Annotated in this window: 19 protein-coding genes; 16 read left to right on the top strand and 3 right to left on the bottom strand. The window is 40.2% G+C overall.

All coding sequences use genetic code 11. The annotated features are described in order from the left end of the window. The first annotated feature begins 11 nt into the window (after positions 1–11). From MHH61_RS01835 to MHH61_RS01810, 6 genes are all read left to right on the top strand, one after another. On the top strand, positions 12–647 hold the full coding sequence (locus tag MHH61_RS01835; RefSeq protein ID WP_169510669.1) for a GNAT family N-acetyltransferase: 636 nt from the start codon (positions 12–14) through the stop codon (positions 645–647). A 307-nt stretch (positions 648–954) separates the two neighbouring features. Beyond that, positions 955–2,358 (top strand): polysaccharide deacetylase family protein, encoded by a 1,404-nt coding sequence (locus MHH61_RS01830; protein WP_125586624.1) that lies wholly within the window; start codon positions 955–957, stop codon positions 2,356–2,358. A gap of 107 nt (positions 2,359–2,465) precedes the next feature. Further along, a complete protein-coding gene (locus MHH61_RS01825; RefSeq protein ID WP_044332168.1) occupies positions 2,466–2,651 on the top strand; it encodes a hypothetical protein in 186 nt (61 codons plus the stop codon). Between the two features lie 287 nt (positions 2,652–2,938). Beyond that, the gene (locus tag MHH61_RS01820) at positions 2,939–3,364 is read left to right on the top strand and encodes an NUDIX hydrolase (RefSeq protein ID WP_125586622.1); all 426 of its coding nucleotides are present in this window, start codon (positions 2,939–2,941) and stop codon (positions 3,362–3,364) included. Between the two features lie 35 nt (positions 3,365–3,399). Continuing rightward, positions 3,400–3,816 carry a hypothetical protein gene (locus tag MHH61_RS01815; protein WP_125586620.1) on the top strand — a complete coding sequence of 139 codons (417 nt, stop codon included), beginning with the start codon at positions 3,400–3,402 and terminating at the stop codon, positions 3,814–3,816. A gap of 15 nt (positions 3,817–3,831) precedes the next feature. Then, the gene (locus tag MHH61_RS01810; RefSeq protein WP_241218558.1) at positions 3,832–4,122 is read left to right on the top strand and encodes a DUF3986 family protein; all 291 of its coding nucleotides are present in this window, start codon (positions 3,832–3,834) and stop codon (positions 4,120–4,122) included. A gap of 22 nt (positions 4,123–4,144) precedes the next feature. Here the strand turns inward: MHH61_RS01810 and MHH61_RS01805 are convergent, their stop codons facing one another. Beyond that, positions 4,145–4,627, bottom strand: a complete 483-nt coding sequence (locus tag MHH61_RS01805) for a DinB family protein (protein ID WP_125586618.1) — start codon at positions 4,625–4,627, stop codon at positions 4,145–4,147. Between the two features lie 579 nt (positions 4,628–5,206). Continuing rightward, the gene (gene sigK, locus MHH61_RS01800) at positions 5,207–5,935 is read right to left on the bottom strand and encodes an RNA polymerase sporulation sigma factor SigK (RefSeq protein WP_034738387.1); all 729 of its coding nucleotides are present in this window, start codon (positions 5,933–5,935) and stop codon (positions 5,207–5,209) included. 218 nt (positions 5,936–6,153) lie between these two features. Between sigK and MHH61_RS01795 the strand changes: the two genes are divergently transcribed. The 4 genes from MHH61_RS01795 (at position 6,154) to MHH61_RS01780 (ending at position 9,226) form a co-directional block, all read left to right on the top strand. Beyond that, positions 6,154–7,275: a tetratricopeptide repeat protein gene (locus tag MHH61_RS01795; protein ID WP_024427938.1), complete on the top strand. Its 1,122-nt coding sequence runs from the start codon at positions 6,154–6,156 to the stop codon at positions 7,273–7,275. Positions 7,276–7,444: 169 nt separating this feature from the next. Continuing rightward, entirely contained in the window at positions 7,445–8,185 is a 741-nt protein-coding gene (locus MHH61_RS01790) for a polysaccharide deacetylase family protein (protein ID WP_125586616.1), read from the top strand. Positions 8,186–8,269: 84 nt separating this feature from the next. Then, positions 8,270–8,998 carry a GDSL-type esterase/lipase family protein gene (locus tag MHH61_RS01785; RefSeq protein WP_024423053.1) on the top strand — a complete coding sequence of 243 codons (729 nt, stop codon included), beginning with the start codon at positions 8,270–8,272 and terminating at the stop codon, positions 8,996–8,998. A 78-nt stretch (positions 8,999–9,076) separates the two neighbouring features. Further along, positions 9,077–9,226 carry a hypothetical protein gene (locus MHH61_RS01780; protein WP_162842499.1) on the top strand — a complete coding sequence of 50 codons (150 nt, stop codon included), beginning with the start codon at positions 9,077–9,079 and terminating at the stop codon, positions 9,224–9,226. Between the two features lie 135 nt (positions 9,227–9,361). Here MHH61_RS01780 and MHH61_RS01775 read toward each other — a convergent pair whose 3' ends face one another. After that, a complete protein-coding gene (locus tag MHH61_RS01775) occupies positions 9,362–9,502 on the bottom strand; it encodes a sporulation histidine kinase inhibitor Sda (RefSeq protein WP_003217327.1) in 141 nt (46 codons plus the stop codon). Between the two features lie 361 nt (positions 9,503–9,863). Between MHH61_RS01775 and MHH61_RS01770 the strand changes: the two genes are divergently transcribed. From MHH61_RS01770 to yqeK, 6 genes are read left to right on the top strand one after another with little or no spacing between them, the layout of a single operon-like run. Then, on the top strand, positions 9,864–10,385 hold the full coding sequence (locus tag MHH61_RS01770; RefSeq protein ID WP_125586614.1) for a YqeG family HAD IIIA-type phosphatase: 522 nt from the start codon (positions 9,864–9,866) through the stop codon (positions 10,383–10,385). 2 nt (positions 10,386–10,387) lie between these two features. Next, positions 10,388–11,488 carry a ribosome biogenesis GTPase YqeH gene (gene yqeH, locus MHH61_RS01765; RefSeq protein ID WP_025092936.1) on the top strand — a complete coding sequence of 367 codons (1,101 nt, stop codon included), beginning with the start codon at positions 10,388–10,390 and terminating at the stop codon, positions 11,486–11,488. Between the two features lie 21 nt (positions 11,489–11,509). Continuing rightward, positions 11,510–12,352 carry a shikimate dehydrogenase gene (gene aroE / locus MHH61_RS01760; RefSeq protein ID WP_025092937.1) on the top strand — a complete coding sequence of 281 codons (843 nt, stop codon included), beginning with the start codon at positions 11,510–11,512 and terminating at the stop codon, positions 12,350–12,352. Continuing rightward, positions 12,346–12,636 carry a ribosome assembly RNA-binding protein YhbY gene (gene yhbY, locus MHH61_RS01755; RefSeq protein ID WP_008342507.1) on the top strand — a complete coding sequence of 97 codons (291 nt, stop codon included), beginning with the start codon at positions 12,346–12,348 and terminating at the stop codon, positions 12,634–12,636. Before aroE ends, yhbY begins: the two co-directional genes overlap by 7 nt. A 13-nt stretch (positions 12,637–12,649) precedes the next feature. After that, the gene (locus MHH61_RS01750; protein WP_034622820.1) at positions 12,650–13,219 is read left to right on the top strand and encodes a nicotinate-nucleotide adenylyltransferase; all 570 of its coding nucleotides are present in this window, start codon (positions 12,650–12,652) and stop codon (positions 13,217–13,219) included. Continuing rightward, the gene (gene yqeK / locus MHH61_RS01745) at positions 13,209–13,772 is read left to right on the top strand and encodes a bis(5'-nucleosyl)-tetraphosphatase (symmetrical) YqeK (protein WP_087975784.1); all 564 of its coding nucleotides are present in this window, start codon (positions 13,209–13,211) and stop codon (positions 13,770–13,772) included. Before MHH61_RS01750 ends, yqeK begins: the two co-directional genes overlap by 11 nt. Positions 13,773–13,783 lie beyond the last annotated feature (11 nt).

Here is a 13,783-nt window from a genome sequence, read left to right as displayed (position 1 = left end):
GGCATCCTTTTATGGGATGCCTTTTTATATTCAGAAATAAAATTTTGATCAAAATCTCCTTTCAAGATAAAATTAGAAGTATCCATCATTCTTTTGGAGGCGATTTTCTGAATATTCGATTGTTAACACCAGATGATGCTGAAGAATATGCAGCACTCAGACTAGAAGCACTGCGATTAAATCCAGAGGGTTTTGCGATGAGCTATGAGGAAGAGCGAATCAATATAGAGGATAAATATAAAGTGCGTTTTGCTTCGGCGAAATCTATGTGGACTTTTGGTGCTTTTCATCAAGGGCAGCTTGTGGGGGCAGTCACGCTCCTCCAAGAAACCTTGCAGAAGTTAAAACACCGAGCGAATCTGACAGCGATGTATGTAACACCTAGTGCCCGCGGAAAAGGAGCAAGCCAGGCCTTGATGACAAAAGCTCTTTCCTTTGCGCGAGAACGGGAGGATATCGAGCAAATGTATTTATCAGTGGTGACAACTAATCACTCAGCCAAACGCCTCTATCGCTCCGTTGGATTTGAGTCGTACGCTGTCGAAGAAAAAGCGCTAAAATGGACTGATACATATGCAGATGAGGAAAAAATGGTTTTATTTTTTTTTTTTAGAGGCAGGGGCTACATCTTATTCGGCGCCGGATGATTACATCGATGGGAATGCAGCATTTATCTTTGTACTGACCATGCTGTACGAGCTTATTAACAATACAAAGACAGTCAGAGCGGCATTTGATCGAGCGCGTTCCATTGATGAAGAAACGAAATTATTTCAACTATATATGCAAAAGTAATCAAAGGACTGAGAAATCAAGTCCTTTTTTTATTCCTCTCTAAAAATGTGTCGAAAATGTGACAATTGTGTGATTTGCAAACTAAAAAGGGGGCATGCAAAGTCTATCCTACAAACACACGTCATTCAGGCATGACGGCATCACGAGAGGAGAATCATTGTGTCAATTAAATGGAAAGTCAGTCTCGTCCTATGCGGACTTGCGATGATCATCGGAATCGCTGCGTTTTATCATAATCAGCAGGCAAGCGGGACAGAGAAGAAGAAGGTAGAACCAGATGCGAGCTATAAAGAAGTTGAGATTGTAACTCTCGTGAATGACGGGAGATACTTGAGATATGCTGTGAACTATCCTGTGTTTCATCAAAAAAAGCTAGATCAAGAGATGAAAAGATTTGCAGAAACAGCGATCGATAAATTCAAAACATCGTTTAGTGAAGCAAGTGATGTCGATGAAGATCATCGATACGAATTAAACATAGATTATGAGATTACTCATTATGCCAAACAAACTGCTGCGATCAAATTCAATACATATGAATGGAAAGGCGGAGTAAAAGGCACACATGAAACGAAGATATTCAATTTTGATTTCAAGAAACAGCAGTTTTTATCAATAGATGATCTATTTTTATCAAAGAAAAAAAGTCTGCAAAAACTGTCTCAAATGACATTTGAGGAGTTAAAAAAAGATCGCTCTCTTGCGGAAAACGAGTATTTGCTTAAACAAGGAACATCTCCTGAGGCAGAGCATTATCAGTATTTTGCCATCAAAGATCGTTTTATTGAATTCTACTTCCCAGCAGGGCAAATTGCACCAGACAAAAAAGGTCCTCAAGTGCTGGCGATTAAGAAAACACTGCTTAAAGGAATGTTAAAGCCAGAATACATTAATAAAGAAAAGAACAAAAACGAGAAAAAAGAACCGATCGCAAAAAGAAAGATCGTAAAACTGCCAAAACAGGGAATATTCAACCCAAATCAAAAAGCCATTGCCCTTACATTTGATGATGGACCAAATCCATCAACAACTTCAAAAATCTTAACAGCTTTAAAAGAAAACAAAGGACGCGCGACATTTTTTGTATTAGGAAGCAGGGTTCAATATTATCCCGATATGCTAGGTGAAATCAGAAAAGGTGGAAATGAAATCGGAAATCATTCCTATAACCACCCTTTACTCACAAGACTGCCATTAAAACAAGCCATCAAACAAGTAGAAGATACGCAGCAAATCATTGAAAAAGCAGGCGGGTTCACACCGACTCACTTTAGACCGCCATATGGTGGAACAAACGGGCAGATTAACGCGGCTGTCAACATGAAAGTTACGCTTTGGGATGTAGATCCCGAAGATTGGAAATATCGCAACAGCCAATACGTTTCCAACTACATTCTTACACATGCGTCTAGTGGAGAAACCGTCTTAATGCACGACATCTATGACACCTCTGCCAACGCGGCTGTCACGATCATCAAGGAATTGACCAAACAAGGATATCAATTACTAACAGTCTCGGAGCTTGAGCAGTGGAAGGAAGCACGGGCGAAAAAGGTGAATTGAATACGTAAAAAAGATGCGAGTCTTAATGGATTCGCATCTTTTTTAAAGCCAATTATGAGAATGAAGGGAAAATATGTTAAAGTGATTGTAGAAAGGGAGGGCTTCGAATGGTGTTGATGAGGTTGATCAGCATATATATGCTGACAGCGTTTAGTTTGGGATTTGTCGTAAACTATGTACCTGGTTTGATGCTGCCCATCTATATTCTTGCGATGATTGGGCTCATTTTATGTCTTGCTCATATTGCGCTTCATTATATTCGGCGAATCAGAAATATGTTATTTGATGAGTAAGGGGAAGATTTCTCCTATGACAAAAACTTCCTGCTAGATGCGAGAGGTTTTATTTTTTCGGTTTTTACTGTTCTAACAGTTGGATGATTTTCTCGTTGGACGCTTTGGTTTGTCTCAAAAGAGAAACGATATTTCCTGTAAATCCCATGAAGTAAAATGATGATCATCCACATGCTCTGGCCTCAATCGCTGACTACTAATACAGTATAATAAGAATGTATAAAATGAACAGTTCGTGTCATATATCCGGCAATTGATGTGAATGGAGAATGTTGAGGGGGATTTATTTGAAACGAGTAGACGTGGTTTCAGCTATTATTTATGATGAGGAAGAAAATCTATTAACAGTCAAGAATGTAAAGGGATATTGGGAACTTCCAGGCGGTGCTGTGGAAAAAGGTGAACACCTGCAGCAGGCTGTCATCCGTGAAGTAAAAGAAGAGACAGGGTATGTTGTCAAAGTAAAGGAACTTCATTCGGTTCGAGAAGCGTTCTTTCAAGATAAAAAACATCATGCGCTTATCATTACGTTCTTTGCGGAAATGATCGGGGGAGAGATGAACATTCTAGATCCGGATCAGGATATTGAAGAAGTAAAATGGGTCAGCACTCAAACCTTTCAAAAGCTAAACCCAAAGCTATATCACATGCTAAAATTAAACCAACAAACAAAAGCTTTTTATGATTTTGAGGGAAATAGAACAATTGGTTAAATCCAAATTGATATAGGCATGAAGGAGCGATATTGATGTTTTTATACTACGGGCCTACAGGAGCTCCAGTAGAAAATCCGGGGGAAGAATTCATGAAAAGGATCTTCTTTCAGGAGGGTGAAGAGTATTGGAAACAAGGTAACGGGGAATCTTCCATTGAGATAGGGGAAGATGGTGAAAGTGAAAGTCTAGTTTTCTTTTATACTGAACCGTATGGATTCTTTATCATCAGATATCCAGATTTTTTAGTCCCTTTTCAAAAGGTAGAAAAGATCGAAACGATCGAGCATTTGATCGCAGGATCACCATTGTATGTGCCATCATGCAGCTATGTTGATCGTAATCAGGCGTATGAAATCGTTCAACATTTTGTGACGACAAAAAAGGTGCCTGAACTTGTTGAATGGGTCGAGTTGAGGAATATTCATTTTCAGCATGATGTGAAAAGGTAGGGGAGTAAGGTGAAAATGTGTACAGATGAAAGAATACATAGTTTAGATGAGAGTATGCATTTACATGTAGGATATTATGAGCTTGGTTTTGATTATGAAGGCATGTTTTTTAAGAGTTTAGATACAGGAAGATGGTTATTGTTTTTTGATCAAAAAAGTTACGGGTTGAATCTCTTAAAGAGTTATGAGGAATACAATCATTTAGGCTTATTCATTGGGGAATATTCAATTGAAGATGCTCAAATCGAAGAGAAAGGTCAGCAATTATTTGAGCATTTTTTAAAAGAAAACAACATAGTGGGATAAATGAATGGATCTTTAACAGACCTTACTTTTCATAAGAATGTACTGATTTTAACTTTCTACCGATAAAATTAGCAGATACAGGTGTTAATTGTTTTTCTCTTGCCCAAACAGAAAGTTGACCGATATGGTGAATTTCGTGGGCAATTATATGATGTAATATTTCATTTTTAGTGTATTCATTTTCATCCCAAGGAACTATTACCATTCGATCTTGTTTTTCATCTAAATGAGATTTTAAAAATTCAACTATTTCATGTCGTAAAGTCATTGAGAGTGTTTTTACTTTCGCCAGAGTCTTGTAATCATCAAAATCTAATACCACGTCTTCTTTACCCTGAATACCACGAATCCAACTATATTCAACATCAATAATGTGAAAAATAGTGTATAAAATACTCCCTACTCCACCTATGCGGTCTTGTAACAACTCTTCTGTTGTTAGTTGATTACACCAGTTAACCCATTCGTCTCTAACCTGCCAGTTGTACTCAAAAAACTTAATCAATTATGATCACTCCAAAGTTAAATTGTTTGTTTAATTACTGCTATTTCTTAAAGATACTCTTGTAGAATTAAACGACACAATGTACATGATCTGGTGTCTGTTTAGAAACAATCATACTATCAACCTTGTTTTCATAACATGGCCCTTGGAAACTGAAACTGTTACGTTTATAGGGTCTCTTGCAGAAAGTTGTTCTTTTTGGTAAGTGGTAGTTTATCTACAATTACTAAACGTCTTGCTTCTAACGACCCGAATGTTTGTTCTTATATTGATTATACTAAGTTTTCTGACAGGTATCAAATAACAACATTTAAAATTGATTATCAAGAATACACGAAGCATTATATTTTATTTTTTCGTATTTACTTTTTTTAAGCTGCAGCTCTCTATATAGTGGGGCATGATGAATTGATTTCCTTCATGTCTTAGTTCATGAACATGATCAAAATCTTGCCATTGTTCTTGAGGGCTAAGGCGGTAGCTATTATCAAAAGAAATGAAGCGAGACAGTAGCTTATTGTCGAATTTAAAAACAGACCTAATGAGGTCTGTTTTTGTAAGAAGTTAGGAAGTTTATTTTCACTTCCCCTTCTCCCGCTTCCGTTTCTCCTTCTCCGCCCGGTAAAACTCATGAAACATCTTCATCAGCGCGCGCTTCTCAATACGTGACACATAGCTCCGCGATATCCCAAGCTCTTTGGCTATTTCCCGCTGCGTTTTTTCTTTCTTTAAATCAAGGCCGAACCGGCCGACGATCACTTCTTTTTCTCGGCCGTCGAGAATGTCGATATACTCCTTTACTTTTTCAAGCTCCATGTTGAGCTGAATGGTATCGATCACATCTTCATTTTCGGATTTTAAGACATCGATTAATGAAATTTCGTTGCCTTCTTTATCCTGACCGATGGGGTCATGCAAGGAGACGTCTTTTTTCGTTTTTTTGAGCGCGCGTAAATGCATGAGAATTTCATTTTCAATACACCGCGCCGCATACGTTGCCAGCTTTGTTCCTTTTCCAGAGGAATAGCTTTCGATGGCTTTAATGAGTCCGATCGTCCCGATGGAGATGAGGTCTTCAGCGTCTTCCCCGGTATTTTCAAATTTCTTTACAATATGGGCGACGAGCCGAAGGTTATGTTCAATCAGCATGTTTCTTGCGTGTTCATCGCCCTGTGCCATGAGGGCTAAGTATTTTTTTTCATCATCTCCCGAAAGGGGCTGTGGAAAGGCATTGTTTTTGACATAGGACACTAAAAACACCAATTCTTTGACCATCAATCCCATCGCTGTAAATACTCCTGCCACGATTTTCACCTCCACCATGTTTAGGCCGCTGCCTATATCCTCAAATGTATGTGAAGGAGGGATTGTCTGTGTCTGTACGATGAAAAAATCATCTTTTTCAAAAAAATCGTGCTTCAGTTCGTCTCTTTTTTATGTTTGCGGTTTCTTTGCGGTGCTTGGCGGTCAAGAAGCGTGCTAAAATATGTAATATTAGACCGAAAAGGAAGGGGTAATTTCGGAACATGGGGAAGGTTCTATCTTCACATGTAGGTATGAAAATTAATGAATGGTATCGAATGATACGGCAGTTCAGTGTTCCAGATGCGGAAATCTTGAAAGCGGAAGTTGAAGCGGAAATTGAACAGATGGAAGAGGACCAGCATTTACTGATTTATTATCAGCTCATGTGTTTTCGGCACCAAATCATGCTTGACTATATACACCCTTCAAAATATCAACCTTTCTCAGTATCTAATCTAGTCGATAAAATCGAAAACTCCAATCATGAGTTATCTGATATGCTGCATTATTACCATGCATTTTTTCGTGGCATGCATGAATTTAGTCAAAAAGAATATTTAGAAGCCGTCAAATATTATCGAGTCGCAGAAAAGCAGCTGTCCATGGTTTTCGATGATATTGAGCAGGCAGAGTTTCATTTTAAAGTGGCAGAAGCCTACTATATCATGAAACAAACACATGTCTCCATGCACCATATTTTAAAGGCGCTGGAAATATACGATCAGCATGATGCGTATACGATTCGCATCATTCAATGTCTCTTTGTCATCTCAGGAAATTATCAAGATTTAAAACGAAAAGATCGGGCGCTGCCTCATTTAAAAAAGGCAAAACAGCTCGCATCTCAAATTGATCACCCGCGCATATACAGTTCAGCGCTCTATAATTTAGGAAAATGTTATGGCGAGCTTGGCTATAGAGAAGAAGCGGAACGATATTTAACGGAATCCGCTGATCTTGCCCGCAAAGAGCTGCTCCCAACGCTTCCGCATACGCTCTATACGCTGGCGAAGCTGCTTTTTAGACAGAATGAACAGGCGGATGCCCTGCGCATATTAGAAGATGGGAAATTGGCTGCAAAGAAGCATGAAGACCAGCTGTTCTGTCATATGTTTGAGTATCTGGATGCTTTATATGTTCAGGAAATCAATGAAGACCAACTGCAAAAAACCATTGATTATTTGGAAAAACTTAGCCTATACTCTTATATAGAGGATATCTCACTAGAAATTGCGACAGCCTTAGAAGCCTCTCAACAATACAAAAAGTCCAACCAGTATTATCAGAAATTATTATGGGCTCAAAATCAAATCCAAGAAGGAGAGTGTCTGTATGAATTCTAAGCAACGTTCGACAGTTGAAGAGAGAAACCAAACGTGAAACAAAGAGCGGGCCAATATGGCCGGCTTTTTTTATTTGAAAAAGAAGCCGGATATCACCATGAAGCTTGCATGAATTGATGAGAAAGCGGGCAATTTATCGGTAATGATGTTCGGTGGAGGAGGCGGTCGAATGAGAGGGCTGCATATCTTGATGTGTATATGGCTGCTATGTGCTATTATTCCTAATAAAATAGAGGCACGTACATTAAAACGAGTGGATCTTGAAAAAACGGGACGTGCCTTTTGGGATGTGAGAGCGGAACGGAAAAAGATTGCGATCACCTTTGATGATGGACCTCATCCAGTGTATACAAATCAAATATTGGATGTACTGAAGGAGCATCAAGTGAATGCAAGCTTTTTTGTGATAGGGAGCCGAATTCATACATATCCAATGATCGCAGAACGGATTGTGGACGAAGGGAATGAACTCGGCAATCATACGATGAATCATACGTATTTTGACCTTTTGTCGTCAAAGGAGATCAAGCGGGAATTAAAAGAATCAGCGGCTCATATCGCTTCACTCCAGCCTGGCGGTCCCTTATTATTTCGCCCTCCTGGTGGACGCTTAACAATGAAATCATTCCGCATTCTATCAAAGCAAGGGTACGATGTGGTCATGTGGTCCTTTACGCAAGATCCGAAGGACTGGTCAAGACCAGGCGCACGTAAAATTGCAAGCCGAATTATTGATCATATTCAAGGCGGCGATATTATCCTTTTACATGATGGCGGGGGAAATCGCAAGCAAACGGTAGAAGCATTGAAACAAGTGATTCCTGAGTTGAAGAAGAGGGGCTATGAATTTGTAAAAGTAAGTGAACTGCTGCACCACGACAAAGCATATATGCCTGTTCAGATGCAATAGGCAGCATTCGTCAAAAACATTCATTCATTGAAACCAAAAGTCTTGTCGTTTACTATATGAAGAGGGCTTTTGGAGGTGAATGTTGTGAAGAAATATGTTTTCCTTTTCATCCTATTATGTGTTGCTGCTGGATGCTCTAAGCCAGTACAAGAAAGCGTCATTGCATTTGGTGACAGCAATACAAGAGGATCAAACTGGGACTTTCGAGATTATCCAACATCTGAAAAATGGGTGAATCTCATGAAAAACGTCGAGCGCGGCCAAATTCAAGTGAAGAATGCAGGCATTGGCGGGCAGACGACTGAAGACGCGAAACTGCGCTTTGAGCAGGATATTTTAAAACAGAAACCAACTTACGTCCTCATCATGTTCGGTACGAATGATGCGGCGATTTTAGACGGGAAACATCCCCGAGTGACGAAAAAACGGTTTAAAGAAAATTTAACCTACTTCATTTCTGAAAGTAGAAAAGAAGGCATTACCCCGATTCTCATGACCTGTGTGCCTGTTGTAGAAGGCGGGAAAAAGGGCTTGTATTATTACTCCAGATATAAGTCATCTTATTTTGCTGGGAGAGGCGGGGCAAGAGCTTGGCAAAACTCTTATAATGACATCACAAGAGAAGTAGCGAAGGATGAGCAGGTACCGCTTGTCGACAACTGGAAAGCTTTCATCCGAGAAGCTGGAGAAGATAGTGATCATGCCCTGATTCAGTCAGGCTTGATCGACCCTTCTGGCAATCATATGACACCAAAAGGGGCGAGAATTATTTATAACGAAATCAAAGAGCGTGATGTCATCAAACATTTTTAAATGGTGGCCATCTGCCTAAACAAGACCATCCATCCAGCATAGTCTAACAGTATATCTTCCTAGAAGGAGGTAACTGATATGTGGGGATGTCCTTATCCTTACCCTGCGTGTTCGCCTTATCCAGCACAAGGAGCAGGAATCGGTTACGCTTTTCTTGTTGTGTTCCTTGTGGTCATTTTAGTCGTAGGCGGAGGGTTATGGTTTTGGAATGAACAGCCTTGCAATTAAGACACCTCTTCTTTCATCAGAAGGGGTGTTTTTTACGGAAAATAGTAGTAAGCCTATAGCGCAAGTGATATAATATCAGTCACCTGAGTTTAAAAAAGGAGAGTGCTCGGGAGGCATGGTTCCTGTGATATGGAATTAAGAGGAAACAGAGAGCATATGCCCGAGCGAACGTCTTTTCATTTCTGTCTCAATTAATTCAATGAAGTCGCGATTTAAGTTCATTTCATTTGCTTTATAATACGATTCTATAAGTAAATCATCTGACAGCTTTTTCATACTAGAAACCCATATGATGGGAAAAACACCTCCCCTGAAAAAGTTGGCATAAAATTTGAGAAAAAGACATATCATCATAGGTTGATCGACTGTCTTTGAAGTACCTTTAATCTACCATGAATGGGAAACAAGAACAATCGTTCTGTTATCCACATGGTTAAGTGGATAACTTGTGGGTAGAGTGTTTATAATTGAATGAAAGCATGATGAAATATAGGTGGATAATGTGTGTAAAATTATCCACACCTGTTGAAGGTCCTCATCATATGTCGAAAACTTTTTCATTGTATTCGATAGACAGACAAATTGTGATTTGATTCGACACAATCGCTGAAAACCAATGGAAGAAAGGGTGCAAATTGTGCTAAAGAAGTATTTCTTACCGGATGAATTTGTGAAAAGTATTTTCCACATTTCGCCGCAAAAATTAAAAGAACGAAATGTAAAAGGAATTATTACCGATCTAGATAACACACTAGTAGAATGGGACCGTCCAAGTGCGACACCGCGCTTAATTGAATGGTTTCAAGAAATGAAAGATCACGGGATACAAGTGACGATTGTATCGAACAATAATGAAAAAAGGGTCAAGCTTTTTTCTGAACCGGTTCATATCCCGTTTATTTATAAAGCGCGAAAGCCTATGGGAAGAGCCTTTAATAAGGCAGTCGCTGATATGCAGTTGAAAAAAGAAGATGTGGTTGTCATTGGTGATCAGCTCATGACAGATGTTCTTGGCGGGAATCGTCATGGCTTCCATACGATTTTGGTCGTTCCTGTTGCTGCCTCGGACGGATTTTTTACAAAGTTTAACAGGCGGATTGAACGCAGAATTTTAGGAGCCTTAAAGCGTAAGGGCCACATTCAGTGGGAGGAAGAGTAATAATGGAAAAGGTTGTTTGTATTGGCTGCGGTGTAGCCATTCAGACGGAAGATAAAGATCAATTAGGATATGCGCCGGCAGCATCTCTATTGAAAGAAGATGTGATCTGTCAGCGCTGTTTTAGGTTAAAGAACTACAATGAGATTCAGGATGTTTCTTTAACAGAGGACGACTTTTTAAATATATTGCACAGCATTGGAGAGACAGATTCTCTCATTGTGAAGGTCGTTGATATTTTTGACTTTAACGGAAGCTGGATCAATGGGCTGAACCGTATTGTCGGCGGTAATCCGATTTTACTTGTCGGCAACAAAGTGGATATTTTACCGAAATCCGTGAAAAAAGATCGTCTGATTCATTGGATGAAACGGGAAGCAAAGGAAAACGGATTAAACCCTATCGATGTTTTCTTGATCAGTGCAAGCAGAGGCCAGGGTGTGCCTGAGGTGATGGAAGCGATCGATCATTACCGCGAGGGAAGAAATGTCTATGTCGTCGGCTGTACGAATGTTGGAAAATCAACATTTATCAATCGAATCATCAAAGAAGTATCTGGCGAAGAGAACGTCATTACTACATCCCAATATCCAGGTACTACACTTGATGCGATTGAAATCCCGCTTGATGACGGTTCTGCTTTATTCGATACGCCGGGCATCATCAACCGCCATCAAATGGCGCACTATGTCAGCAAAAATGACTTAAAGATTTTAACGCCGAAAAAAGAATTGAAACCGAGAACGTTCCAATTAAATGAAGCACAAACGCTTTATTTTGGCGGACTGGCTCGATTTGATTATGTAAAAGGCGGCAGAACATCATTTGTCTGCTATATGCCAAATGAGCTGAACATTCACCGGACAAAGCTGGAGAATGCAGATGATTTATATGAAAAACATGCAGGGGAACTGCTGTCACCGCCATCAAAAGAGGGAATGGAAGATTTCCCGCCGCTCGTTCCGCATACCTTTACCATTGATCAGCCAAAAATGGACATCGTCTTTTCAGGTTTAGGCTGGGTTACTGCAAATGATGCGGGCAAGCAAATCAAAGTTTATGCGCCAAAAGGCGTTCATGTGTTTATGAGACGTTCGTTAATTTAAATGTTCAAAGGGGGAGAGACCTTGAAACCTTTATACGGAGTAATCGGTAACCCTGTTGGCCACTCAATGTCTCCGGATATTCATAATGCAGCACTAAAGGACGCTGGAATTGATGGACATTATCATGGCTTTCAAGTAGAAAATGATGACCTGAAAGATGCGATTAGCGGCATGAAGGCGTTAGGAATCAGCGGCATTAACGTCACTGTTCCTCACAAGGTAGAAATCATGAAGTACCTTGACAAAATTGATGTGACAGCTGAACGCCTCGGTGCCGTCAATACGGTGCGGCTCGAAGGGGATCAGCTCGTTGGGTACAATACAGATGGAGAAGGCTTTCTTCATTCATTGCTTGAAGCCTTGGATCAGCCGTTATCAGAGCTGTCATTTCTCTTGATTGGTGCTGGCGGAGCCGCAAGAGCGATTTATACGACAATTGCTCAGTATGCACCGAAGAGCTTTGATATTACGAACCGCACCATTGAAAAAGCTGAAGCTTTAATTGAAACTGCAGAGGGAAAAATCACATCTCAAGCAATCACATTAAATGCAGCAGAAGAGCGGCTTGGGGAATATGATGTCATCATCCATACGACCTCGATCGGCATGTATCCGAATGTTGAAGAAACCCCGATTTCTTTAGCGAACGCAAAAAAAACAGCGGTCGTTTGTGATATTGTGTATAATCCAATAGAAACAAAACTGCTTAGGGAAGCAGCAGGTTTAGGCTTGAAAACAGTGGATGGGGTTGGCATGTTTGTCGGACAAGCAGTAAGAGCCTTTGAACTGTGGACAGGCATTACGCCTGACGCCGGAAAAATGAAGTCAATTGTCATAGAGAAATTAGGAGGAACACCATGTTAAAAGGTAAGCAAAAACGTTTTTTACGTGCACAAGCACATCATTTATCACCTATTTTTCAAGTTGGAAAAGGCGGGGTAAATGACAATATGGTCAAGCAAATTTCCGAGGCGCTTGAAGCAAGAGAACTGTTAAAGGTCAGCGTATTGCAAAATTGTGACGAGGACAAAACGGAAGTTGCGAAAGCACTTGTAAAAGGTGCAAAGGCTGAGCTCGTTCAAACGATCGGAAATGTGATTGTCCTTTACAAAGAATCTAAGGAAAATAAACAAATTAAGCTGCCGTAAAGGTGGATGCGATATGAAAAAAATAGGGTTGTTCGGCGGTACGTTTGATCCTCCCCATAACGGGCATTTGCTGATGGCAAGTGAGGTGCGGATTCAAGTGGGGCTTGATGAAATTTGGTTTATCCCAAACCATATGCCTCCTCATAAAACTGGACGGAAACGAGCAGATAGTCATCACCGCATAAAAATGGTGGAGGCAGCGATTCAATCAAATCCATATTTTCGGCTCGAGCTCATTGAAATGGAGCGGGAGGGTCCGTCTTATACGGTAGATACAGTGAATCTGTTAAAGAAGCGTCATCCAGAAGATCAGTTCTTTTTTATGATAGGAGCGGACATGGTCGAGTATTTGCCAAAATGGCATCGGATCGATGATTTGCTTCAAATGATCACCTTTATTGGGATGAAAAGGCCGGGTTACGTTGGAAGTACGGCATATCCTCTTTTATTTGCAGATGTTCCAGCTTTTGATGTATCATCGACATTGATTAGGCAGCGAATAGAGCAGGGGAACCCTGTCGATTATTTGATTCCGAAAGCTGTTGAGCGTTATATAAAGGAGCATCATTTATATGAATCGTGAAGAAGCATTGAACTGTGTCAAAGAGCAGTTAACAGAGCATAGATATACACATACACTCGGAGTCATGGAGACAGCCATTTCATTAGCGGAACGGTTCGGTGCAGATGTGAAAAAAGCAGAGATCGCCGCTATTTTTCATGATTATGCGAAATTTAGGCCAAAAGAAGAAATGAAGGGGATTATCCAAAAAGAACAGATGAACCCTTTATTGCTTGAATATTCGCCCGAGCTTTGGCACGCCCCGGTTGGTGCCTATTTGGTCAAAAAAGAAGCTGGAATTGACGATCAAGATGTGTTAACAGCTATTGAATTTCATACTTCCGGCAGACCAGACATGACCTTACTTGAAAAAGTCATTTATGTCGCAGATTATATTGAACCAGGACGTCATTTCCCTGGTGTCGAAGAAGTAAGGGAGTTAGCAGAAAATGATCTAGATCGTGCACTGATCCAATCATTAAAAAACACCATCAGTTTTCTAATGAAAAAGAATCAGCCAGTTTTTCCAGATACGCTTGCTACTTACAACTCGCTTGTGCATAAGAACAACTAAGGAGGAATTTT

Origin of the sequence: Bacillus sp. FSL K6-3154 (genome assembly GCF_040869395.1) — a bacterium.
Taxonomy (GTDB): domain Bacteria; phylum Bacillota; class Bacilli; order Bacillales; family Bacillaceae; genus Bacillus; species Bacillus safensis.
The sequence above is the reverse complement of the archived record's forward strand: the minus strand, read 5'-3'. Positions and strand labels throughout refer to the sequence as shown.